The sequence below is a fragment of the Blautia sp. JLR.GB0024 genome, assembly GCF_037000545.1.
In the GTDB taxonomy this organism is placed as follows: Bacteria; Bacillota; Clostridia; order Lachnospirales; family Lachnospiraceae; genus Blautia; species Blautia celeris.
In genome coordinates this window covers 113814-137859 of sequence record NZ_JBANBF010000001.1, presented here as the reverse complement: position 1 = coordinate 137859, position 24046 = coordinate 113814, and the positions used below count along the sequence as shown (strand labels likewise).

Genomic DNA, 24046 nt, shown 5'->3' with positions numbered 1-24046 from the left:
GGCATTCTGATGTATTACTATGTAATCATTTCTTTTTTCTTTTACCCAGGACTAAAAGGACCACCACAACAATGACTGCCGCAGCTGCCACCAGCACATAGGTAAGAATCGGTGACTCATCGCCTGTTCTGGGGTTTACCACCACTGCTCCGTTGTTTTTCTTAATGGAGGTGTTGGTTGGCTTTTTCACTGTGGAGGAACCATTGTTTCCGCCGTTCTTGTTGATGGAAGAACTGCCGCCGTTCCCTGTTGTGCCGGCTGACGGTACTGTAGGCTTATGGTTGGGGCTCTGTGTTCCGATTCCCACAAGCTGGCTGCCGCCTACATTGAAAGGACTCAGGGAGCCGGTTTCAAATACCAGGTATCCGCCTGAAACATTCATATTGCTTCCCAGTGTGAAATATTCATAACTGCCGGTCTCTTCCATATAATGTCCTATCACCAGCTTTTTGTAGAGATCTGCGTCCTTTGGCACCGGAATGGATACCGTCACCTTTTTGCCATCCGGAATCTTGTACTCTTTATCTGCTTTCAGATCCCAGAGTTCAATCTCATATGCCTGGAGAATCTGCTCAATATCCGCTGCCGGCAGACTGTCCACATCTGTATTCAGGGATACCCTGACTTCTACATAAGAGGGAATAAAATCACCGGATACTTTCACATCTGTGGCCTTGTCCCAAAGGCTGCCCACCGGTTCTTTTTCTGCCTTTTCGGAAGACTCCTTTTTCGATGATACATTCTCTTTTTTATCTGTGTTTTCCTTTTTGGAGGATTCTTCTTTTTTGGATGCGTCATCCTTTTTGGCTGACTCTTCTTTTTTGGTCTCTTCCTTCTTAGATGCGTCCTCTTTCTTGTCCTTTGCATCCTTTTTATCTTCTACGGGCTTTTCCGTCTTGTCTGTGTCTTTCTTATCGGCATCCGTATCCTTGTCATCTGCAGGCTTCTCAGCCTGGTCAGTCTTGCCGCTGTCCGTATCCTGCTTAGGTTCCTCTGTGCCGGCCTCTTCCTTCTTCGGCTCCTCTTTTTCTTCCGCAGAAGGCTCCGGCGCTTTCAGAGACTCCACATATACGGTCACACTTCGAACCACCTGCTGCCCCTCCGCGCTCCAGCCCGGGACTCCGGAATAGTCATATGTCTCCGTGTCATTGGGCGTAAAGATGATCTGATGGGTGCTCTCATAGGTATCCGGCACTTTCTCAGGCTCCGCGAAACGGAAGGTACCGTCACCGTTGAAACCGTCTCCCATGAACATGGACTCCAGTGTGGCCGGCTCCTTCATGGTCATGCTGTCCGGTACCGTCACCGCAGGTGCTTCCTGCTTTTTAACCGGTGCCTCCTCCTTGGGTTCTTCCTTGGGTTCTTCCTTTTGTTCCTCTTTTGCCTCTTCTTTAGACTCTTCTTTTGTATCCTCTTTTACCGCATCTTTATCTGCGCTGTTATCCTCTGAGGTGTTATCCTCTTTTTTTTGTTCCTGATTTTCTTTGTTCTCCTCTTTTGCCTTTTCACCCACTACAAAGGCATCGGCGCCCAGATTGGCGCTCTTGGTATCCACATCGGAGGCGCTCAGCCAACCGTAAGACAAGGTAAGCTTACCGCTTCCCTCCACCTTTATGATCGGTCCGCTGAAACCGTCCGCACGCTTGACTGTGATCCCGGAGGGCATGGTGAGCTTTGTCTCACCGGAAATGGTGATGGTTCCGCATACCAGGATGGTCGCGCTGTCGGCTGCCAGGGATTTGGCTTTCTCAAAGCTGGAAACCGCCGTATCCTTGGAGGTGCCGTCCCCGCTCTTCTTACCGCTGCCGCTTACATAGACAGTTTTTAGCTTTGCCGCATTGTCCGTCTGCTCCGCTGCTGCCACCTGGGATAATCCCATGTGCATGCCGGTGCCCGCTCCCTGTACCACCAGCATGGCTGCCAGTGTAATGCCGAGAGTTGTCTTCAGGATTCTGTTCTTATATGATCTGCTGTTATTTCCGCTGTAATTTTTCTTCATAATCTGCCCCTTTTTTCAATCTATCTCGTCGTGGTCTGCTATGTATCTTTTATATGTAAAAATTGTGTTTCTGCACATTGTGCAAATTAGACAATTTCGGTACTCTTTCTTTAGGCATAATCATCATGCCTCTATCGGAGACATTATAGCATATTTCTGTTTGTTTCGACACCCCTAAAATTCAATTTTTTTATTTTTTCTGCGATACTTGCAATCCTTCCCAAAATCATGTATCATTTCTTAATATAATTTTATATTACAAAGGAGTTGAAATTTAATTGGATTCCAGTGACGCCATACAGTTTCTCGTCTTGATTGTACTTATATGCCTCTCGGCATTCTTTTCATCCGCAGAAACTTCTATGACAACCGCAAACAAAATTCGTATCCAGACCCTGGCCGAACAGGGAAATAAGAAGGCAAAAACCCTTCTGAAGGTAACAGGCAATTCCGGAAAGATGCTCAGCACGATTCTGATCGGCAACAACCTGGTCAATATCGGGGCTTCTTCCCTTGCCACATCCATGGCTATCCGCATGTTCGGCAATGCCGCAGTGGGTATATGCACCGGTGTACTGACACTGCTGATCCTGATCTTCGGTGAGATCACGCCGAAGACCATGGCAACCCTCAACGCGGAACGGCTTGCACTTTCCTACGCCGGCCCCATCCACGGACTGATGGTGCTTCTCACACCGGTCATCTATATTGTAAATAAGCTTTCCGACGGCGTGCTGTCTCTGCTGCGCGTGGACCAAAGCGGAAAGGGCAACCGGATCACAGAGCACGAGCTGCGTACCATCGTCAATGTCAGCCACGAGGAGGGCGTCATTGAGAGCGAGGAACGCCAGATGATATATAATGTGTTCGACTTTGGGGATTCCCAGGCCAAGGATGTTATGGTTCCCCGCATTGATGTGGCTTTCGCGGATATCGGAAGTTCCTATGATGACCTGATTTCCATGTTCCGGGAGGAAAAGCATACACGGTTCCCGGTCTACGAAGATACCACCGACAATGTGGTAGGCATCGTCAATGTCAAAGACCTGCTGCTTATGGGGTCCAGGGATAATTTCTCTTTAAAAGAGATCATGCGGGAGCCTTACTTTACTTTTGAGTACAAGAAGACCTCTGAACTGCTGGTGGAAATGAAGGAAGAGAGCGTTTCTTTCGCTGTCGTTCTGGACGAGTACGGCGCTACAGCCGGAATCATCACCCTGGAGGACCTGTTGGAGGAGATTGTGGGGGATATCCACGATGAATACGATGACACCGAGGAGGATGACTTAACGGAGATCATTCCCGGAAGGGAATACGTGGCACTTGGGGCCGCGAGACTGGATGATTTAAATGAAGTGCTTCCCGTGCAGATCGAATCTGAGGACTATGATTCCATCGGCGGGTATATCATCGAACAGCTTGATCGCTTCCCGGAGCCCGGGGAAAGTATCACAACCCCGGACCATGTGCGCCTGGTTGTGGACAAGGTAGAAAAAAACAGAATCGAGGCTGTACACATTTTCCTGCCTGAGATACAGGAACAGCCCGAAGAAGAATGACCGGCAGCGGGAGGAAATCCCGGACATCTGCCATAAGAACAACAAATGGAAAGGACAACAAAGAATTATGAGCGGTTTTTTTAACATGGACAGCCCGGTTATGCGGTTTCTGTCCCGCGTATGTGACCTGATGATCTTAAATTTTATGTGCCTGATATGCTGCATTCCTATTGTAACCATAGGAGCATCTGTCACTGCGCTGTACTCTGTTACCCTGAAAATGGTAAGGGGGGAAGAATCTTATATCTTCAAAGGCTTCTTAAAGGCTTTCAAGGAGAACTTCAAAATATCCACGATTATCTGGCTGCTTCTGGCGGTACTGGGCCTGCTGATCTTCGCAGATTACAAGGCAACACAGTTTCTGCCCGACAATATGAAGAACATATTCCGCATCCTGGTAGGCGTTGTGATAACTTTCTACCTGCTGCTGATGACCTACGTTTTCCCCTATGTGGCAAGATTTGAGAACAACGTAAAAAACACGCTCAAGAACGCGCTGCTGATCAGTATTCTGAACCTGCCCCATACGGTTCTGGTTGTCTGTATTCCGGTGGGAATCGTGTTCATCACCATGTTCAACTCCACCACACTGGTTTACGGAAGCCTGTTCTGGTTCCTGATTGGACTTTCCTTTATCGCCTTCTGCAACTCCTACATATTCCGCAAGGTCTTTGCAAAGTATGAGCCTCAGGAGGAGGAAGAACAGGGAAATCCTGACGATTATACCGTACCGGAAGAAATAACCCCTGACAAACAGGATGTTATAGAAGAGATAGAAGAAAAGAAATAAAATCCTCCAAAGCGTGCCGGAATGAACTTTCCGGCACGTTTTAAACCAAGAGAAGCCGTTACGCATTACGCGTCCGGCTTCTTTTGGTTTTCTCTCATATCTTTCATGATCTCATGGAACTGCTCCCCGCAGCGGGCGATCTCACCGAGAACGGTATCACAGCTTTTTTCACTCAGATACCAATTGTCCCTGGTGATCTCACAATCATCTGCAGGGCAGACCAGAAGTTCCGCTTCCGGATACAGAAGCTGGTAATACAGAAGCGCCCGCCTGGCATGTGCCGGTTTACAGCAGATGATTCCCCGTTTCACCTGCAGTCCTGCCGCGTCTGTCACCTCCCTGGAACGGATGGCGTTCTCATATGTGTAGGTGGCCTTTTCCTCCCTCCATATGTGGCATTCCTTCACACCATGCTTTACAAGGACAGCCTTTAAAAATTCCCACTCTGTCCTGTACGTTCCCCTGTATTCCTCTTCCTTTGCCTGGACACCACCGAATCTGCCGCGCAGTATACTGTATTTTCCAGACGGCAGCACAAGCTCAGAAAATCCTTCTCTGTAGAGACTGGCCGCCTTCTCCGCGATCTGGGGAAATCCGCTGCCGGGGACAAAGATAATATCCGCCGGCTTTGGCTCCTGTTCCACAAAAATAAATTCTGTCATCTGGTCTAAAAATCTTTTGTTCCACATGATTCCTGTCCTCTCTTCGTTTCTTACAGGTACTTTTCGATGATCAGGTGAAGGAAGTACAGAATCTCCGGGTAGGTAAAAATCTCCTCTGTCCGTATCATGCGCTCCAGCTCCTCCCCGGTCACCCACCTGGCCTCCGCCACTTCCTCCGGGTCCAGGGTAAGCTTTGAGACAGGGATATCCCGGCGGGCAAGGAAAACTTCCCAGATCATATGACTTCCGTCTTCCCGGTTAATATGTGCCAGATGGATCAGTTCCTCCCTATCCAGGGCCAGCCCGATCTCCTCCTGCACTTCTCTGATACACCCTTCTTTGGCGTCCTCGCCGGCCTGTATCCTGCCGGCGGTCAGGGACCAGACATTGGGATAGTGGACACATCTGCTGCTTCTCTTCTGGATCAGAAATTCCCCCTCTGTGTTCACGATCCAGGCCTCCACCGCCACGTGGTACTCGCCGTCACCCAGTTCTTTTCCCTTTTCCATGACTCTCCCTGTAGGAATCCCTTTGCTGTCACATATATCCCAGAGCTCCATCCTTTGTCCTCCATTTACCGAATATCATACACACTTCTCAGGCGCAGGTCTTTTGGTTCCCCGCCCAGGATCCTGACGCGCTTCTCCCCTGCGTTCATGTCAAAGTAGTTGTCTGACAGGAGCAGGTCTTCCGCTTTATTTTGTATCTCCACGCTCTTTGCATAAGCCTGTGCCAGAACGACGATCTCATCCCCTTCCACTCTGCAGGAAAGCCCGGGGTCTGCATAGGCAAAATACTTGGGAAGGGAGAAGATGACAGTCCCCTCGGACAGGATTTCCCCGTTCTGCACAATCTCATAACTTACATATCTGTCAAAGATCTGGATATGCGGGAATTCCACTTTGTCCAGCCAGACACTGGACATAGCCGGAACACTGACAAGTTCTTCATGGGAGGAAAAAATCTCTGCCCTCCGGTTCCGCACCGCCCATCTGACCAGGACCTGCTGTTCCTTTCTTGTCTCATTTGTCACATTGAGACGGATGGACTTTTCAAACTCAAAATGCTCCCGGTTCATATCCGGCTTCTGTGTCAGCCAGCCCTCCTCCTGGCAGGACACCATAATGGGGGCGAAGAAACGTTTTGCGTAATAATGCAGCGCCTTCCACCGTCCGGTGTAGTCAATGGAGGACCAGGAGGCCACAGGCCAGCAGTCATTGAGCTGCCAGTAAATGGCTCCCATGCATCTTCCCCTGTTTCTCCTGAAATGTTCCACGCCGTAGCGGATGGCCTCCGCCTGGAGAAGCTGTGAAGCGTAGAGCACGGTTTCAAAAGAGGAGGGATAACGGAATGTCTGCTGCATGTAATTCATGATCTTACCGTTGGCGCCTGCATTTCTCTGGTGCTTTTCCATCACATAGGAAAAAATATTAAAGTCATCCGGATCATCCGTAAATGTCTTGACTGTGCTCAGGCAGGGAAAAGACTGGAATCCGAATTCTGACGCATAGCGGAAGAAATAATTTCTGTAATCCGAGAAGGGCTTGTTTCCGTGCCATACATCCCAGTAATGCACATCACCTCTGTCCGGATCATTCGGTTCGTCAAAGGAACCGCCGGAGGAAGGGCTTGCCGGCCAGTAAAAGGTCACAGGGTCATACTCCCTCAGCACCTCCGGGATCACTCTCTCATACATGAGCAGATAATCCCTCACCTCAGAGTGCTTTGATACCCAGTTTCCCTCCTTTACAAACATCTCCATCTCATTGTTGCCGCACCACAGACCTAAGGAAGCGTGATGGCGGATCCGTTTTATGTTGTCAGCCAGCTCTTTTCTCATATTCTCCTCAAAGGCAGGCGTCAGATCATAGACCGCACAGGCGAACATAAAGTCCTGCCATACCATAAGACCCAGTTCATCGCAGATATCGTAGAACCAGTCCTCAGGATAATACCCGCCGCCCCACACACGAACGGCATTGAAATTGGCTGCCCTGCAGTCCTTAAGCAGTTTTCTGGTCTTTGCCGGGGTAGTCCTGCCCAGCAGGTGGTCCTCGGGGATATAGTCAGCGCCCATGGCAAATACCTGTACCCCGTTAACCTCATGGGCAAAGCTCTCCCCGTATGCGTCCTTCTCCACATGCATGGTCATGGTGCGAAGACCGATGCGCTGTATCTTTTCATCCACTGCCGTATCCCCGCACATAAGCTCTGTCTTGACGGTATACAAGGGCTGTTCCCCAAGGCCGTTGGGCCACCAGAGTCTGGGATCTTCAATAACGATCTCCTCCGGGGAGCCGTCAAAGACACGTTTTGCCTTATCGGGATCCTCTATGGTGATCCGGTAGGAACAGCAGGAATCCTGTCCGTGGAGTTCCATGGGGTCTCCTGCCACCCGGTCCTTCACGATCCTTACATGCACCTGAGGCTTCAGTCTGACATATCCTGCCCGGTGCTCCTGGCGCAGATACACACTGTCAAGGCAGGCTTTCTGTATCCCCAGAAGGGATACCGGGCGGAAGATACCTGCATCCGGCAGATGAGCACCCCAGTCCCAGCCGAACATACAGTGCGCTTTCCGGATGTGCACAAAACCGTCCATGGCGTCCTCAGACCCTCTTGTGGGCGCCTCCGCGAATTTTTCCCTGATGTACGCAAGCGGTGAGTGGAAAAGTATCCGCAGGGAGTTTCCCTTTTCATGGAGAAGATGCCGCACGGAAAATTCCCAGGTCCGGTGCATATTGTCTGTTCTGCCTATATATTCATGATTCACATAGATGTCCGCAATGGTATCCAGCCCCTCAAAGCGCAGCAAAACGCTGTCACAGGAGAGAAGGTCCGTCCCACAGGCGAATATGGTCTCATATTCATAGTCGTTTTCCATCAGTGCCAGAGCTTTATTCTCATTGTCCTTCCAAAATGGATCCTCCATATTGCCGTTTCTCAAAAGATCCGTGTATACGGTTCCGGGTACCTGTGCCGGCTGCCAGTCGTCCCACCCCGCGGTATGCATTTCCCAGTTTTCATGAAGATTCTGTTTTATCATTTTGCTGCTTTCCCCTTTTCAGACTTCTTATTCTTCACTGCCGTCAAGCAGAAGATGACTATATTCCGGATGTTTTGCAAACCAGCCCACAGCATAAGAACATGTGGGAAGCACTTTTTTTCCGCTCTCATCCAGATACTGTGCCGCTGCCTGCATAAGCTTTCCCGCAATCCCCTGTCCGCGCAGAGATTCATCTACAAAGGTATGGTTGATATTCACCGTGTTTTTGTTTACAGCGGGAAATGTGACTTCTGCCAGTATTTTCCCCTCTTCATTGTAATAGGCGATTTTTGATTTTTCCTTCGTAAATTCCATAATCATTCTCCTCTTCACTTTTTTATTTCATAAAAGCCGGCTTAACCGGCTTTTATATTCCTACTTTTCTGCTGCTGCAAGCGCTTTTGTTTTCCACTTTCCTCTCCTGTAGAAAAACCAGGTGACAATGGCACCCAGTACCCAGGATACCAAGAGAGAGATAAAGATACACTCACTGCGGCCGTTGGGAAGTTCCGGTGTTCTGGTGGCCCAGGATATCCCGTAAGCCAGAGGCACACGAATCAGGACTGTGGTAATGATGGAGATCCACATAGGCGTCATGGTATCACCTGCTCCCCTCATGACTCCGGAAAGACTCTGGGTCACAGCCATGGCTATGTATCCCACTGCCAGTATGCACATCATGCGCATACTCAGATCCACAAGCTCAGAGGTGCCGGTAAAGATACCCATCAGATTCCTGCCGAACAGCAGGATGAGGACCGTGATCACAGCGGATGTGCCTGCCGCGATCATGGTGCCCTGTCTGGCTCCCTGTTCCACCCGGTCGTAGCTGTTTGCCCCCACATTCTGACCCGCATAAGTGGTCATGGTGGTGCCGAAGGAAAAGTTCGGCATCATGGCAAAGCCGTCCACACGCATAACGATCACATTGGCTGCTATGAGCATTTCCCCGAAGCTGTTGGTAAGGGACTGCACAATGACCATGGCCATGGAAAAAATAGCCTGGGTAAGCCCGGAGGGAAGTCCCAGACGGATAATATTCACGGCATGGTTCTTTTTCATCTTCAGATAGTGGAGTCTGAAATCAAAGACATCCTTCATGCGGGTCAGTTTCCACATGCAGAGGACTGCCGATACTGCCTGCGCAATGGCCGTGGCAAGGGCAACCCCCGGCACGCCCAGGCCCAGGCCGGCTACAAACCACAGATCCAGGATAATATTCAGCACCGTCGCCACAAGCAGATATATAAGGGCCGATACGGAATCTCCCAGACCCCTGAGGATTCCGCTCAGAATATTGTAGTAAGCCACACCTGCAATGCCGATGAACAAAATTCTCAGATAGGAATTACACCAGTCAATGATCGTATCCGGCGTATGCAGAAGCTCCAGCATAGGCATGATCACAAAGGGTGCCAGCGCCATGATAATGACTGAGGCAATGGCGGTCAGGGTGATACAGCTTCCTATGGTGCCGGAGAGTTCCTCCCTCTCCTTTGCCCCGAAATACTGGGAAACCATAACACTGCTTCCCACGGAAATACCGATAAATAAAACAAGCAGCAGGTTTAAGATCGGTCCGGCACTGCCCACCGCTGCCAGGGCATTGTCTCCCACATACCGTCCCACAATAATACTGTCCACCGTGTTGTAGAGCTGCTGCGCGATATTACCGATAACAAGCGGCACAGTAAAAGCCACGATCTTCTCCCACGGTCTGCCCTCTGTCATATCCACAGGGGCGAATAATTTCTTCAGTTGTCCTCCCATAATACGTTTACCTTCTTCTGTCACATTTTTCTCATACATATTCAGCTCCGCTGAATATGATATATACTTATCCTACTATAAAAAGACAGCCCGGTCAAAATGTATTTTTCTTTGACCGGGTGTTTTTTTCCGCTGTCCGCAGGTGCTGCGGCAAAAAGAGCAAATAGAAAGGCGGAAACGGCTCATCTCCTTCCGTTTCCGCCTATCCCCTTGGGGTTAAATCACCACAATGATTCCGCCGTCATTGGCATACATACTGCTGACGCCTGCGGTATCTAAAAGAACTACATCCTTTACCGGAATCCGTTTTACAATGGCGTCCTTCACGATCTCCGCCCGCTCCCGGCAGTTGCAGTGTGAGATGCCCAGTATTCTGTCCGCACTGTTCTCTGAGCGCTCCACAATATAATCCACCATTTTCATAAGGGCCTTGTTGATGCCTCTTGCCTGGTCAAGCTGTATGATCGTGCCCTCCGGGGTCGCTCCCATGACAGGCTTGATCTTCAGGGCCGTGGCCACAAATGCCTTCAGATTACTTAATCGTCCGTTCTTTCGCAGAGTTTCAAGGCTCTCCAGCACAAAATAGGTGTTCTGGCTCTCAATATAAGCCTCTACCTCCCGGACAATATCCTCAAATTCCATATTTTTACTCTCACACTCTTCAATCTTCAGAGCGATCAGGGTCTCGCCCACAGAAGCTGAGCGGGAATTGAATACATGGATTTTTTTCTCAGGACTGCTCTCCAAAAGCAGATTTCTGCCGAGTACGGCACTGTTATAGGAGCCGCTCAGTTCTGAGGAAAGCGTCACTGCATACACATGGTCTGCCTCACAGTCATAGGCTTCCATATATCTCTCCGGGGAGGGACATGAGGATTTGGGACAGTTCGGTGATTCTGCCACTCTTTTTAAGAAATATGCCTGATCAAAGCTCTCATCATCCACAATATCTTCTTCGTCGACAGTAAGGGTCAGGGATGCCCGTTCAATGGCCGGGTCTTCTTTCCAACGTTCTATTAATTCTCCGCAGCTGTCTATTACTATTTTATATCTCATCTTGCAACCTCTTATATGTAGTTTTTAATACTATGTTTTATGATAACACAAAACCATGCTGTTGAAAAGGGCTTTTTTCATGAAAGTACTTTGATTTTTCCCGTTTTTCGTATATACTATTCATTAGACTAATGACAGGAAGAGGAAATAATATCATGATAGCTTTACAGGTACAGGATGTAAAAGACTTTATGTCCCGTCTGCTTATCGGAACCGACTTCGATGCCTTCTGGCTGTGTGAGGCCAATGTGACCACCTTTGTCACTTACCATATTGACGGTTCCCTCCACAAGGAGTTCTTTGATTCAGAACAGGCGGAAATGCTCGCCCGGACAGAGCGCACCTTCTCAACGTGGAAGGAAATAAAACCCTTCTGCTTCTCCATCATGAAAGGAAAACATACCCCGCTGCACTTTAAAATTGTATTTCAGCTCTCCCGGCAGAATGTGGAAAAACTGCTTGTGGGAAGCGGACTTTCCCAGACACCGGCAGATGTCTTCGGCCTGTATCTGAACCTGCAGTACGACGGCAGTCATGTGACCTGCACAACAGGTACATCCCTGAGAACCTTTACCATGGACAAGTCCCTGGACCGGGTGTGGGATGAAATGGTGACCAAATTTTTCAAGCAGCAGCAGATTCCTGTGCTGCTTGTCTGATTTTATATTGATAATAGTTTATGTGAAAGAAGGAAAAGTATGCAAAATTATGAAAAAAATGACTTCAAACAGGAATGGATGGAAAATCTGACCCTGTTTGCCCGCGAGATGGATTACCCCCGGGAAGCTGCCGCCTCTCTTGCGCAGTCCCTGGATCAGGTTTTTAAAAATCGGGAAGTTCTCCGTATACTCACTGCTGCTGACCGGACATACAGTGAAAACATCCATATGGACTACGAAAAAATCCTGGAGGAATTAAAGGATGTCTCCCCGCGCTGCGGCATCCACACATATACCCTCCACATGCTCTTCTATATTATCCTGTCACGCAAAACCAGGAAAATCTACGAAGAACGCGGCATTGCGCCGGAAATCTTCCGTGCCTCCATGATGGACCTGCACTGGAAGCTTCTGGAATGCAGAAAAATGTTCGGCATATGGGGCACCAGCGTAGCGCAGTGGCAGATCTGGTGGTTTGAGGTCAGACGTTTTGCGCTTGGGCGTTTCCAGTATGAGCTGGTGCCCTTTCGGGAAACCTACGAAAAAGACGGCGTATCCCTACATCCCGGCGACCTTGTCATCAACGTGCACATCCCGTCCTGCGGCCCCTTAAAAAGGGAAGAATACATGAAGTCCTACGCCATGGCCGCAGACTTCTTCCGTGATTCCTTCAAGGACAGGCCCATTGTGTTCCTGTGCGAATCCTGGATGCTCTTTCCGGAACACAGGCTGTTCCTTCCGAAAACTTCCAATATTCTGGGATTTATGCAGGATTATGACATTTTCAGAGAGGAGTATAACAACGGGGATCTGTGGAGAATCTTTTATGAGGACTACAAAAAACCGGCTGACAAGCTTCCTGGTAACACAGGACTCCAGAGAGCTTACCGCTCCTGGTTAATGGAAGGACACATGGCCGGAATGGGATTCGGCGTTTTTATATATGATAAAAGAGTGACAGGAGAAGAATTATGATACAGGATATTGCACCGCATATTTACCACAACGAATATCTGCCCCACCATCCTCAAAAGAACAGTGTGCTGCTCTGTTACGATAAAGACCGGATATTCATGAATGTCACAGACGGAGAGATCGCATTTCCCACTTATGCAGAGGCGGAAGCCGTATATCCGGCTGTCAGAGACATGTGGACATATCTTTTCACCATAGATGAGACTGCATATTACCTTATATCCCGGCTCCCCTTTGAGGAGATGCCGGACTATACCTTTGAAAAGACCGACAGCCTGCGCACCTTAAGCCCCCGTCATCTTATCTTTGCAGGTATTACCGGACACCAGCTCTACAAATGGTATAAAGGGCGCCGCTTCTGCGGATCCTGCGGCCGTAAGATGAAGCCGGATAAAAAAGAACGTATGATGTACTGCCCCCACTGCCAAACTATGGAGTATCCAAAGCTCTCCCCCGCGGTCATTGTTGCCGTGAGAAACGGGGATAAGCTGCTGCTCTCCAAATACGCAGGACGTGAATTTACCAACTATGCCCTTATTGCCGGATTTGCGGAGATTGGAGAGCCTATAGAAGACACGGTGAGACGAGAAGTTATGGAGGAGGTAGGCTTAAAGGTCAAAAATATCCGCTTTTACAAAAGCCAGCCATGGTCTTTCAGTGATACTCTGCTCTTCGGCTTCTTCTGTGATTTAGACGGTGACGACACCATCCGGCTGGACGAGGAGGAGCTGGCCCTGGCAGAATGGCACGAGCGTTCCCAGATACCTGATGATGCATACGAAATCAGCCTCACCAGGGAGATGATGACACTGTTTAAAAACGGACTTGATGACAAATTGTCACTGTAATGTCATTTTCCCCTGCTATACTGTGTTTCCATAAGGAGGATACACAACTATGGAAATACTATCTTGTAAAAATCTGACGAAAATTTACGGCGCAGGGCCAAACGCGGTCACTGCCCTGGATCATGTCACTCTCTCCGTGGAAAGCGGAGAATTCGTAGCCATTGTAGGCGCTTCCGGTTCCGGAAAATCCACGCTTCTGCATCTTCTTGGAGGCGTGGACCGCCCTACAGAAGGCGAGATCCGTATTGAGGACACAGACATTTCCACCCTGAATGAGGAGGCACTCGCCGCCTTCAGGCGCCGGAAAGTCGGTCTGATCTATCAGTTTTATAATCTGATTCCCACTCTCACCATCCGGAAAAATATACTTCTGCCTGTTCTTCTGGACGGACGCAGGCCTGACCGGGAAAGATTTGACCAGATCGTCACGACTCTGGGTCTTACCGACCGGCTGGAACACCTTCCCGGAGAACTCTCCGGGGGACAGCAGCAGCGGGCTGCCATTGCCAGAAGCCTGATTTGCCGCCCTGCCATTTTGCTGGCAGATGAACCCACCGGCAACTTAGACCGGAAAAATTCCCGGGAGACCATGGATCTTCTGAAGCTGTCACACCGCAGGTTCGGACAGACCGTTCTTCTGATCACACACGATGAAAAGCTGGCACTGGAGGCTGACCGAATCCTGACCATGGAGGACGGCAGGGTAATCAAAGACCAGGTGAACCCATCATGAAGATTCTGAGAGAATATACCCTGGATTTTATCCGTCAGAACAAGCGCACAAGCTGTGCCATTATGATTGCCCTTTATCTGACCAGCACCTTCCTGGCCTCCCTCTGCGGCTTTTTGGAGACCATGTGGAAGGACACCATCACCCTCACCGTGTACAAATCCGGTGACTGGCATGGGGAACTGTTCGGGGAGACCTTCGGCCGGGATCTGCCTCTGATCAGGGATTACTCCACGGTGGAATCCCTGTTGATAAAAGGCGAATTTATCACGGCGAAGATCGAGGACCCCAGAAGAGAATATCTGTCCTTCCGCTGTGCCAATGCCCCATACTGGGAGCATATGTCTGATAAAAATGAGCTGACCGAAGGCCGCATTCCCAGAGCGTCCGATGAGATTGTCATCTCAAAACAGTATTTTGAGAACAATCCCCAGCTCAAAGTCGGGGATAGAATAACGCTTCCCATCGGGGATCGGGTAAAGGACGGTACAGTTCTGGAAGCCACAGAGCCGCTTCGCAGCGGGGAGAGTTTTTCCCAAAAAGGGGAACGCACCTTTACGATCGTGGGCATACTGGATGTCACAACAGCATCCACGGTCCCTATGTATTATGCTATGGGTTATATGGAGGAGGAAGAGATAAAACCGGAGGAGTCCGTCACAGTCTATCTGCGCTTTCATTCCATACACGACACCTACAGGGACCTTCCCAAGATAGCGGAACTGATCGGATGGGAAACAGATGAATACGGAAATTATAACCTGAAATACAATGCCGACTATCTGTCACAGCACTTTGTGTTTCCCAAAGGACAGCTTAGTTTTGACAGTGCCATGCAGATGCTGGCCTATCCCCTGATGTATCTGTTTCTGGCAGCACTGGTTGTGGGCCTTTTTATCCTCATCATACACAACGCCTTTTCCCTGTCCGCCAATTCCCGGATCACCCAGTTGGGCGTTCTGGCAAGCATCGGCGCCTCGCCCCGTCAGATTCGGCGGTCCGTCATCTGGGAGGGCCTGCTCCTCATGCTTCTGCCTCTGCCGGCCGGCCTTGCTACCGGATGGTTTCTGGACAGCCGGCTCATCCGGTATATTAACTCCATTAACAACTCCGCACGCCAGGAGGGGATGAAGGTAATTTTCTCCTACGGGCTTTTGAGCATACTGCCCGCTGTGCTCCTCACCTTCCTGACGGTCTGGTTTTCAGCCGGAATACCCGCCAAACGGATCGCACGCCTCACGCCTATAGAAGCCATACGGCAGGGTGGTATGGGAAATATAAAAAAGACACGTTCCAGGCATCTTCTGTCCCGGTTCTTCGGTATTGAGGGGGAGATGGCATCCAGTGCACTTTCCGCCCGGAAGAGATCCTACCGGACAGCCACGATTTCCCTGACTCTGTCTTTTCTTCTGCTGGCCTGCTTCTGGCATCTGAATGCCTTAAGGAGCGCCCAAACGGACGCAGCCGTCCAAAAGGATGAGGCTTCAAAAGCCCATATTGAATATTACCTGGATAACGGGCAGGCTCCGGAACAGGAGATACTCTATGACTTAAAAAAGCTTCCCCATGTAAAGGACGCTGTCTTTTATTCTTCCTTAAAATCCGCCCTGTGGATGACCGCAGACATGGAGTCCGAGGAACTGAAGCGCGCAGGAGGCATGGAAGCTGTAACAGATGCAGGAAAATATTATCCCATCAAAAGAGACGGGCAGTACCGGATCCAAAGTTACATTATGGGACTGGATGATGCGTCTTTCCGTGCATACTGCTCTCTGCTTGGCATTGACCCGGCACCTTATTTTGACACTGCGGACCCACGTGCTATTGTGTACAACCGGACTGCTGACAAGATAAACGGAAAGCCCTCCCACACAGAGGACATAGATTTTCTGAAACTTCAGGAGGGAGATACCCTGACCTTATCCGATAAGATCCTGGATGAGGAGGAGGGCGAATCCACTTTCCGTATAAAAGCCGGACATATTACAGACAAAACGCCCCTTCCCGGCGTAGAATTTCCGGGATATACCCTGATCCAGTTTGTGCCCATGAGCTCCATGGATGCCCTGGCTGAAAACTGCAGGGAAAAACGGCGGCTTGGTTCCTATCACGCCATTGGCCTTTTCTACGCTGACAGCAGAAAGCATATTGAGGGAATCCGTAAGAATATGGAAGCGTTCAGTAACAAGTATTATGGTTCCGGTGACTATTATATCTCCGACATTCTGGAGGAAGAGAAACTTGACCGGGATGCCAATAAGATGTACAGTGCTGTTATCTTCTTCATTTCCGGCCTGATGGCTGTCATTGGCCTGTCCAATGTGTGGGCAACGGTATCCGGGACCTTAAAAAGCCGCAGAAGGGAGCTTTCCACCCTGCGCTCCGTAGGGCTTTCCCCGCGGGCCCTGTCCCGTATCCTGTCACTGGAGGCTTTGCTTTTCGGTCTGACACCGATTCTTGTAAGCCTTCCCGTGCAGGTGCTCTTTGTAGCCTTCTTCCTGAACGTATCCGGGCTTCCTGTCAGCATCTATCTGGCGCACGCGCCGTTTTTAAAGATTCTTGCTTACACGGTCCTGCTGCTGGTTGTCATGCTGGGCACATACGCTCTGGGCAGCAGAAAATTACTGAAGGAAAATATCATCGACGCGCTGAAGGATGAGACGTTCTAACGGGAATCTGTATAGAACCGCACGGTAAAACAGGCGCCTCCGTCCTGCCCGTTGTCCGCCCGCAAAGTTCCGTTCTGGCGCTCGATCAGGGATTTTGACAGCGCAAGGCCAATGCCGATGCTGTCCCTGCCGGCGTTTTTCCCCCGGTAGAACCGCTGGAAAAGATGGGGGATATCCTCCTCATCAAATCCCGGGCCGTTATCTGCCACCAGAATCTCCGTATAGAGGGGGTTCTGGTGGTATTTTATTGTGATGCTCCCGCCCTCTTCTGCGTGCTCACTGCAGTTCTTAATCAGATTGGACAGAGCTTCGGCTGTCCAGTGTCTGTCCCCCTTAAAACAGGCCTGTATCTGCTGTGGAATGCTGAGCGTCTGTTCCCGCGCTCTGATCTGCGGCTCCAGCGGCTCACAGGCTTCAATGATGACGGACGCAGCATCCAGGTTTTCCTGCTCCAGTTCCAGTGTTCCCGCATCCAGTCTGGACAGGGTGAGAAGGCTGGCAACCAGATACTCCATCCGAAAAATCTGATCCTCCAGCCGGTCCAGATACACCTTTGTCCCCTGTATCTCCCCTTCCTGCTGCAGAAGCTGTACCATCAAGGACATGGAGGTAATGGGTGTCTTTAACTGGTGGGCAATATCCGCCAGATTATCCGCCAGGTTCTGCCGCTCCTGACAGGCCTCTTCCTTGGTCCTGCGAAGTTCCCGGACAGTCTTATATATCTCATCCTCCAGTATGGAAAATTCATCTTCCCTGCGGGACAACACGGTCTCACGGCCCTGGTTTACATCCTCCAGATATGCGGTGAGCTCCTCAATACGCTGCCCTTTCCCCTTCTCCGACCTTTTATACCAGCATAACCAGACTGCGAAGATCCCCAGAAAGCACAGACAAGAAATCCCCAGATACACCGGAAGCAGACCTCTTCTGTAATAAGCAGCCGTGTATCCGTATCTGTCCAGCCACTCCCTGCCCTCCCGGGATACGGAGGCGGTACTGCTTTCCTTTAATATAGCCGTCACTTTGCCGGCAAGCTCCGGCTCCTCCTTTATAGTGCAGGACATAATCTGTTCCACAGTCTTTCTCTGCATACCGGAGGAAACCGCCGCGAAGACCGTTCCAAGAAGCAGTCCCAGGCAGACTGCCGCGGCCAGCACTGCCGGTACGGTTCTCTTTTTTTCTCTTCTATCCATTCTCCCCTGTCTCCTCCATCCGATAGCCAATCCCCCGAAGGGTCTGAATCTGTTTTGGGTTATTCATTTTCTCCCGAAGGCGTTTCATGGTGACCGTAAGGGTATTGTCATTGACAAAATTTCCATCCGCATCCCACAGAAGTTCCAGCAGACGGTTCCTGGTGATCGCCTGGTTTTTATTTTCCATAAGCACACGCAGCAGGCGCAGCTCACCGGCTGTGAGAACCACTTCCTCTGTCCCCAGATAAGCTTTCATCTTCTCCGTATCCATGGAAATGTCACCACAGGTAAGTTTTCCCTTCTCCGCTGCCCTGGTGCTCCTTCTTAAGACAGCCCGAACTCTGGATAAGAGAACAGACAGCAGAAACGGCTTCACAATATAGTCATCCGCTCCCATATCCAGCCCTTTCACAATATCCTTCTCGTCATCGCGCACAGTCAGGAAGATCACAGGAAGGGTTTCATCAAAGGCCTTAACCTGACTGCAGAAAGCAAATCCGCTGCCATCCGGCAGGTTCAGGTCCAGAAGCACTAACTCCACTCTTCCGTCCAGACGGGCTTCTGCCTCCTTTAATGTCCTGCACCAGACCGTGGTGCTTCCCTCCTTCTCCATTGCGCACCGGATTCCGAAGGCAATGGTCTCATCATCCTCAAGCAGTAATATATGGGGCATGGTTTTTCTCCTTTATCAAAAATAAAACAAATCCTCGAATTTCTTATCAAGGGCAATACATAATATCAGCGCCAACTTTGCTGTTGGGTTAAACTGTCCCGTCTCAATGGAACTGATGGTGTTTCTGGACACCCCCACCATCTCTGCCAGTTGGTTCTGGGACAGCTTTTTCTCTGCCCTGGCTTCCTTTAAACGGTTTCTTAAAATCAGATTCTCTTCCATCCGCACACCTGTTTTCTATATAATTTCACTGATATAGCCGATAAACAGTGCCGCCGCGGTGAGCAGGGAAAGAATACCTAAAAACAACTCTCCTTTTTTATGCAGCTTCACCCCATTATACAGACGGGAGATTCCCATACCTGTAAAAAAGATGCAGTACACGTCACTCCATGGCTGTCCTGCCACGATCTTTGTGATCATCAGCGCCAGTGATACCAGAAGAATGACCATGAGTGCCAAAGTAAACCCTTTCTGGGAGACCTGCAGCTCCCACTCATCCATAGACCCTTTTCTGCTCTTCTGTACTCTCTCCAGAACTTCTTCTTTCTCCATTATGATACCTTCCTCTCTCTGCCAAGTTTTCTTGTCACTCTCAGTATATCATGCCAAGTTTTCTTGTCAATACCTTTTGCCAAGTTTTCTTTGCATCCTTTCAGGTATCTCGAGGCTGCCTGCCGAGAATTCCTGATTCCCGCATAAAAGTGCAGTCATCTGCGGCCCTCTTCCAATGGAACAAAGAGTCCGGCTTGCCGGACTCTCGCGCCGAAGCGCGGCCGTTTGCGGCCCTTTTCCAGTGCAAAAAAATACAGACGGAAAAGAATACTCTCTCTTCCGTCTGCACTGTCTGTTAAATTGCTGCGATTCTTTTATTTGGCAAGCATCATCATGATCTCATTGCTGCGTGCCACAAATTTTGTCATCTCCTCCGGAGTGAGCTGTCTGTGGCTCAGCACAGCCAAGTCATAGAGCTGCTCGCAGATGACTTTTGTATTGTCTGTGTCCCCGTTCTCCAGAACATACTGTACCAGCTTGTTGTTGGCATTCAGTATCAGTGTCTCCTGTCCGCCGAACATGGACGGGTCCATGCCGTACATGTTATACATCTTCATCATTTCCTGCATACGGCGGCTTTCCTCTGAAACGGTCATCATGGAAGAAACGTTCTCATTTTTCAGTTTCTCCACCTTAACTGTCAGGTTCTCTTTATTCAGCACTTTCTTGAACAGCTCGGAGAGTGTCTTTGTCTCCTCCTCAAGTGCTGCCGCGTCCTCCTCTTTTACGGATTCATTTATATCCGCATCAATGCGCAGGAATCTTACATTCTCCTTAAGCTGCTCTACATGGGAGATAAACGGAGAGTCAATATTGTGCTTCATGATAACAGCATCCTGACCCTGTTCCCTGAACATATTAATGTACTGGCTCTGCTGTACCTCGTCGGTCACATAGTAAACATTGGTCTTCTCAGGCTCTTTTTCCTCTTCGTCTTTCTTGTCTCCCTCAGCGCCTTCTTCTTTTGTCTCCTCAACCGTGGTCTCTTCTGCCTCTTTTGCATCTTCCGGTTTTTCATTCTCTTTGATGCAGTCTTCCAGAGTCAGATATTTGCCGTCAATATTCTTGTACAGGATGTAGTCCATCATTCTCTCAGAGAACTTGGTGTCTTTTAAGCAGCCGAATTTGATGAACGGGCTGATATCATCCCAGTATTTTTCATAGTTTTCTCTGTCTGTCTTGCACATGCCGGACAGTTTGTCAGCCACTTTTTTGCTGATATAATCAGAGATTTTCTTTACAAATCCGTCATTCTGCAGCGCACTTCTGGATACGTTCAGAGGCAGATCCGGGCAGTCGATGACACCCTTTAACAGCATCAGAAACTCAGGAATGACTTCTTTGATATTATCCGCAATGAATACCTGGTTGTTGTACAGTTTGATGGTTCCCTCAATGGATTCGTACTCCATATTGATCTTCGGGAAGTACAAAATACCTTTCAGATTGAAGGGGTAATCCATATTCAGGTGGATCCAGAACAGCGGCTCCTTGTAATCCATGAATACTTTCCTGTAGAAGTCCTTATACTCCTCATCGGTGCACTCATTGGGATGTTTTGTCCAAAGCGGATGGGTATCACTGAGAGATACCGGGCGCTTATTGATCTTAACTTTATCCCGGGCAGGAGATACCTCAACGATCTCTTTCTCGCCGTTCTCGTTTTCCTTTTCCTCTGTCTTGGCCTCCTCGTGGATGTGCTCAACCACCACGTCGTCATCTCTTAAATCAGCCTCGTCGATGGTCTCATATTCCTGCTCTGCGTTAGCTTTTGACAGGAAAATTTCAACAGGCATGAAGGAACAGTATTTTTCAATGATTTCCCTTGCACGGTATTCATTGGCAAACTCCAGAGCGTCCTCATTGAGGAACAGGGTGATCTCTGTACCGACTTTGGTACGATTTCCCTCACCGATCTCATATTCCGTGCCGCCGTCACATTCCCAGTGTACCGGTACGGCATCTTCCTTGTAGGAAAGTGTATCGATATGAACCTCGTCCGCTACCATGAAAGCGGAGTAGAATCCCAGACCGAAATGTCCGATGATCTGGTCTTCGTTTGTCTTGTCCTTATATTTCTCCAGGAACTCTGTTGCACCGGAAAATGCGATCTGAGTGATGTATTCTTCCACCTCGTCAGCAGTCATACCAAGACCGGTATCAATGAACTTCAGTGTCTTCTCTTCCGGATTCACGATCACTTCAATCTTGTTCTTATGTCCTTCCGGGAATGTATACTCACCCATAACCTCCAGTTTTTTCAGTTTGGTGATGGCATCACATCCGTTGGAAATCATCTCACGGAAAAAAATGTCATGGTCAGAATACAACCATTTCTTGATGATCGGAAAAATATTGTCGCTATTAATTGATAAGGTACCACGCTTGTTAGCCATGATATGCATCTCCTTTGCCTTTTCTGTGTGATTTTATTTTTTATTGCAAAAAACCTTACTCCGGTTTTCTGCTGCTAAAAATAATATTAATACCAGGGGAAAGAAAAGTCAAGAGAAAATTAGCACTCAATCTAATTGAGTGCTAACAAATTTTTATTAAGATTATAAACAAATTATAAATTCAGATTCTTTAATCCCTGTTGTCTATTTTCTGTGCCACAATAAATATATTCGGCGGATTTCTGTGCAGGTTTACGATTTCCAGCACAAGGAATCCCTTTTTCTGTATTTTTCTCATAAGACCGATCGGTGTGTCAAAAGCCACATAGGGCATCAGATGCAGCTTGCTTTTCAAAAACTTTTTCACGGAATCCTTTGAAAAATTCCTGCCCAGGCAGTCTGTGGCAGAGATAAACACACCGCCCGGCTTGAGAAGAGACCATATTTTTTCCAGGACTTCATCCCTGTCTGAGAGGTATAACAGCACATTGAACGCGGTGACCACATCAAAGCTTTCCGGTTCACCGCTGAAATTCATCAGGTCCGTATGACAAAAGGTAATGTTCCGGCACTCTTCCTGTGCTGCCTTCTGCACTGCTTTTTCCATCATCTCCTCTGAGGTATCAATCGCCACGATCTCCTTCACCTTCTGTGATATGGGAATGGTGGTGTTGCCCGTGCCGCATCCGAAATCCAGGACCTTTGCCTCCTCATTCAGATACGGCAGTGTACGTTTCACTGTCTTTTTATATGCTTTTTTATAGACCTTCCATACCTGGTCATCGTAAACTCTGGACCTCCTGTTCCAGAAATATTCATTGTCTGATGGTCTTTTTGACATCTTATGTTTCCCCTTTCTGAAATTACTGCGGACTGCTGCCGCTGTATGAAACCTTATAAAAATCTGCGGAGCAGCCACTCTTTCCCCTCCGTGTAAGGCTGATAACGGATGGGCAGATCGATAAGGTCTGACTTCTTCACCACGCTTTTTTTATGGCTGAAAGTATCAAAGCTTTCTCTTCCGTGATAGCTTCCCATACCGCTGCCGCCCACACCGCCGAAGCCCATATGCGGCGTAGCCAGATGAATGATGGTATCATTGATACAGCCTCCGCCAAAGGAGAGATTCACAAGAACCTTCCGTTCGGTCTTCTTATCTCTGGTAAAAAGGTAGAGGGCCAATGGCTTTTCCCTCTCTTTTACAAACTGAAGCGCTTCCTGTATCTCTTTAAACGTCAGCACAGGAAGCACAGGACCGAAGATCTCTTCCTGCATGACCGGCGATTTTTCCGTGATGCCTGTCAGTACCGTAGGCGCAATCTGCAGTCGTTTTTCGTCCCCATAACCGCCGATCTCAACCTTTTCATCTCTCAGAAGCCCCATGACCCTATGGTAATGTTTCTCATTGATCATACGGGGATAATCCGGGTTTTTCAAAGGCGCCTCACCGAACATCTCCCTGATATAATGTCTGACATATACCAGAAATTCTTCTTTGGCCCCTTCCTGCACGAGCAGATAATCCGGTGCCACACAGGTCTGTCCGCTGTTCAAATATTTACCGAAGACCAGTCGTTTCGCCGCCATCTTCAGATTAGCTGTCCTGTCCACAATACAGGGGCTTTTGCCGCCCAGTTCCAAGGTCACCGGTGTCAGATAACGGGCCGCCTTTTCCATCACCAGCCTGCCCACTGTCACGCCTCCGGTGAAAAAAATATAATCAAACCGCTGCTCCAAAAGCTCCTGGTTCTCCGCCCGTCCGCCTTCCACCACACACACAAACTCCGGCGGAAATGCCTGGCGGATCATCTTCGCGATCACAGCCGATACATGCCCCGAGTAAGCAGAAGGTTTCAAAATGCAGCAGTTCCCGGCAGCAATGGCCCCGATCAGAGGATCCAGACAGAGCATAAAAGGATAATTCCACGGTGCCATGACCAGTACCACACCATAAGGCTCATGCGTCACAAAACTCCTTGCCGGAAACTGTGCCAGTGGTGTGTGGACAGTCTTATCCTTCATCCACGATCTCAGGTGTCTCTTCACAAAAGACAGCTCACTTAAAACCATCCCCACCTCTGTCATATAAGACTCAAAAGAAGACTTATGCAAATCCTGATACAGCGCATGCCGGATTTCCCCTTCATGCTTCTTTATACTCTTCTCCAGCCGTTCAAGTGCCCGGAGTCTGAAAGCCAAAGTCAGGGTACATCCCTTATCGAAAAATTTTCTCTGACACTGCACCAGTTTATCTATTTCCATATTCATTCCTCTTTTCTGCACTTTTTCCTTATTGTAATACATTTTTTCGAAAAGAACAAGGTATGCCGGCGTTACAGCCTTTCGGTTTCATAGCAGCAAAAGCAACGGTTCAGCTTGTCTTTACTGTTACGGAACATTAAGGAATGCCTATAATTTTAAGATGTTAAATTGAAATAATAGGTAAAACAGAAAGAAAATTTAGCC

General features: G+C 49.0%; 21 protein-coding genes. 7 read left to right on the top strand and 14 right to left on the bottom strand.

Features of this window, described 5'->3' with window-relative positions:
• Positions 1-25 precede the first annotated feature (25 nt).
• Positions 26-1999 (bottom strand): hypothetical protein, encoded by a 1974-nt coding sequence (locus V8Q34_RS00565; RefSeq protein WP_335834539.1) that lies wholly within the window; start codon positions 1997-1999, stop codon positions 26-28.
• A 278-nt stretch (positions 2000-2277) separates the two neighbouring features.
• On the opposite strand from V8Q34_RS00565, the gene V8Q34_RS00560 reads away from it, so the two are divergent.
• Positions 2278-3558, top strand: coding sequence for an HlyC/CorC family transporter (locus tag V8Q34_RS00560; protein ID WP_033139726.1), 1281 nt, complete (start codon positions 2278-2280; stop codon positions 3556-3558).
• Between the two features lie 67 nt (positions 3559-3625).
• On the top strand, positions 3626-4348 hold the full coding sequence (locus tag V8Q34_RS00555) for a YesL family protein (RefSeq protein ID WP_033139727.1): 723 nt from the start codon (positions 3626-3628) through the stop codon (positions 4346-4348).
• A gap of 65 nt (positions 4349-4413) precedes the next feature.
• Here V8Q34_RS00555 and V8Q34_RS00550 read toward each other — a convergent pair whose 3' ends face one another.
• The 6 genes from V8Q34_RS00550 to V8Q34_RS00525 form a co-directional block, all read right to left on the bottom strand.
• Positions 4414-5037, bottom strand: a complete 624-nt coding sequence (locus tag V8Q34_RS00550; protein ID WP_335834538.1) for a YdcF family protein — start codon at positions 5035-5037, stop codon at positions 4414-4416.
• A 23-nt stretch (positions 5038-5060) separates the two neighbouring features.
• A complete protein-coding gene (locus V8Q34_RS00545) occupies positions 5061-5570 on the bottom strand; it encodes an NUDIX hydrolase (protein ID WP_335834537.1) in 510 nt (169 codons plus the stop codon).
• Between the two features lie 14 nt (positions 5571-5584).
• A complete protein-coding gene (locus tag V8Q34_RS00540; protein WP_335834536.1) occupies positions 5585-8056 on the bottom strand; it encodes a beta-mannosidase in 2472 nt (823 codons plus the stop codon).
• A gap of 27 nt (positions 8057-8083) precedes the next feature.
• Positions 8084-8371 (bottom strand): GNAT family N-acetyltransferase, encoded by a 288-nt coding sequence (locus tag V8Q34_RS00535; RefSeq protein ID WP_335834535.1) that lies wholly within the window; start codon positions 8369-8371, stop codon positions 8084-8086.
• A gap of 60 nt (positions 8372-8431) precedes the next feature.
• Positions 8432-9865, bottom strand: coding sequence for an MATE family efflux transporter (locus V8Q34_RS00530; RefSeq protein WP_225305338.1), 1434 nt, complete (start codon positions 9863-9865; stop codon positions 8432-8434).
• A gap of 177 nt (positions 9866-10042) precedes the next feature.
• On the bottom strand, positions 10043-10882 hold the full coding sequence (locus V8Q34_RS00525) for a DegV family protein (RefSeq protein ID WP_033139732.1): 840 nt from the start codon (positions 10880-10882) through the stop codon (positions 10043-10045).
• A gap of 155 nt (positions 10883-11037) precedes the next feature.
• On the opposite strand from V8Q34_RS00525, the gene V8Q34_RS00520 reads away from it, so the two are divergent.
• From V8Q34_RS00520 to V8Q34_RS00500, 5 genes are read left to right on the top strand one after another with little or no spacing between them, the layout of a single operon-like run.
• Entirely contained in the window at positions 11038-11541 is a 504-nt protein-coding gene (locus V8Q34_RS00520) for a DUF5721 family protein (RefSeq protein WP_033139733.1), read from the top strand.
• Between the two features lie 39 nt (positions 11542-11580).
• Positions 11581-12516 (top strand): acyltransferase domain-containing protein, encoded by a 936-nt coding sequence (locus tag V8Q34_RS00515; RefSeq protein ID WP_335834534.1) that lies wholly within the window; start codon positions 11581-11583, stop codon positions 12514-12516.
• Positions 12513-13364, top strand: a complete 852-nt coding sequence (gene nudC, locus V8Q34_RS00510) for an NAD(+) diphosphatase (protein WP_335834532.1) — start codon at positions 12513-12515, stop codon at positions 13362-13364. The genes V8Q34_RS00515 and nudC overlap by 4 nt, the downstream gene beginning before the upstream one ends.
• A 49-nt stretch (positions 13365-13413) precedes the next feature.
• Positions 13414-14097: an ABC transporter ATP-binding protein gene (locus V8Q34_RS00505; protein WP_054353364.1), complete on the top strand. Its 684-nt coding sequence runs from the start codon at positions 13414-13416 to the stop codon at positions 14095-14097.
• Complete coding sequence (locus V8Q34_RS00500; RefSeq protein WP_335834530.1) at positions 14094-16763, top strand: ABC transporter permease; 2670 nt, start codon at positions 14094-14096, stop codon at positions 16761-16763. Before V8Q34_RS00505 ends, V8Q34_RS00500 begins: the two co-directional genes overlap by 4 nt.
• Here V8Q34_RS00500 and V8Q34_RS00495 read toward each other — a convergent pair.
• From V8Q34_RS00495 to V8Q34_RS00465, 7 genes are all read right to left on the bottom strand, one after another.
• Positions 16760-17956, bottom strand: a complete 1197-nt coding sequence (locus tag V8Q34_RS00495; RefSeq protein WP_225305339.1) for a sensor histidine kinase — start codon at positions 17954-17956, stop codon at positions 16760-16762. The two genes, V8Q34_RS00500 and V8Q34_RS00495, sit on opposite strands and share 4 nt — an antisense overlap.
• The gene (locus tag V8Q34_RS00490) at positions 17949-18629 is read right to left on the bottom strand and encodes a response regulator transcription factor (RefSeq protein WP_033139739.1); all 681 of its coding nucleotides are present in this window, start codon (positions 18627-18629) and stop codon (positions 17949-17951) included. Before V8Q34_RS00490 ends, V8Q34_RS00495 begins: the two co-directional genes overlap by 8 nt.
• 15 nt (positions 18630-18644) lie before the next feature.
• The gene (locus V8Q34_RS00485) at positions 18645-18851 is read right to left on the bottom strand and encodes a helix-turn-helix domain-containing protein (RefSeq protein WP_033139740.1); all 207 of its coding nucleotides are present in this window, start codon (positions 18849-18851) and stop codon (positions 18645-18647) included.
• Positions 18852-18866: 15 nt separating this feature from the next.
• Positions 18867-19184 (bottom strand): DUF6442 family protein, encoded by a 318-nt coding sequence (locus V8Q34_RS00480; protein WP_335834528.1) that lies wholly within the window; start codon positions 19182-19184, stop codon positions 18867-18869.
• Positions 19185-19498: 314 nt separating this feature from the next.
• Positions 19499-21580, bottom strand: coding sequence for a molecular chaperone HtpG (gene htpG / locus V8Q34_RS00475; RefSeq protein WP_033139742.1), 2082 nt, complete (start codon positions 21578-21580; stop codon positions 19499-19501).
• Between the two features lie 190 nt (positions 21581-21770).
• Entirely contained in the window at positions 21771-22421 is a 651-nt protein-coding gene (locus V8Q34_RS00470) for a class I SAM-dependent methyltransferase (protein ID WP_103733168.1), read from the bottom strand.
• A gap of 53 nt (positions 22422-22474) precedes the next feature.
• A complete protein-coding gene (locus V8Q34_RS00465; RefSeq protein ID WP_335834526.1) occupies positions 22475-23842 on the bottom strand; it encodes an aldehyde dehydrogenase in 1368 nt (455 codons plus the stop codon).
• Between the last annotated feature and the right edge of the window lie 204 nt (positions 23843-24046).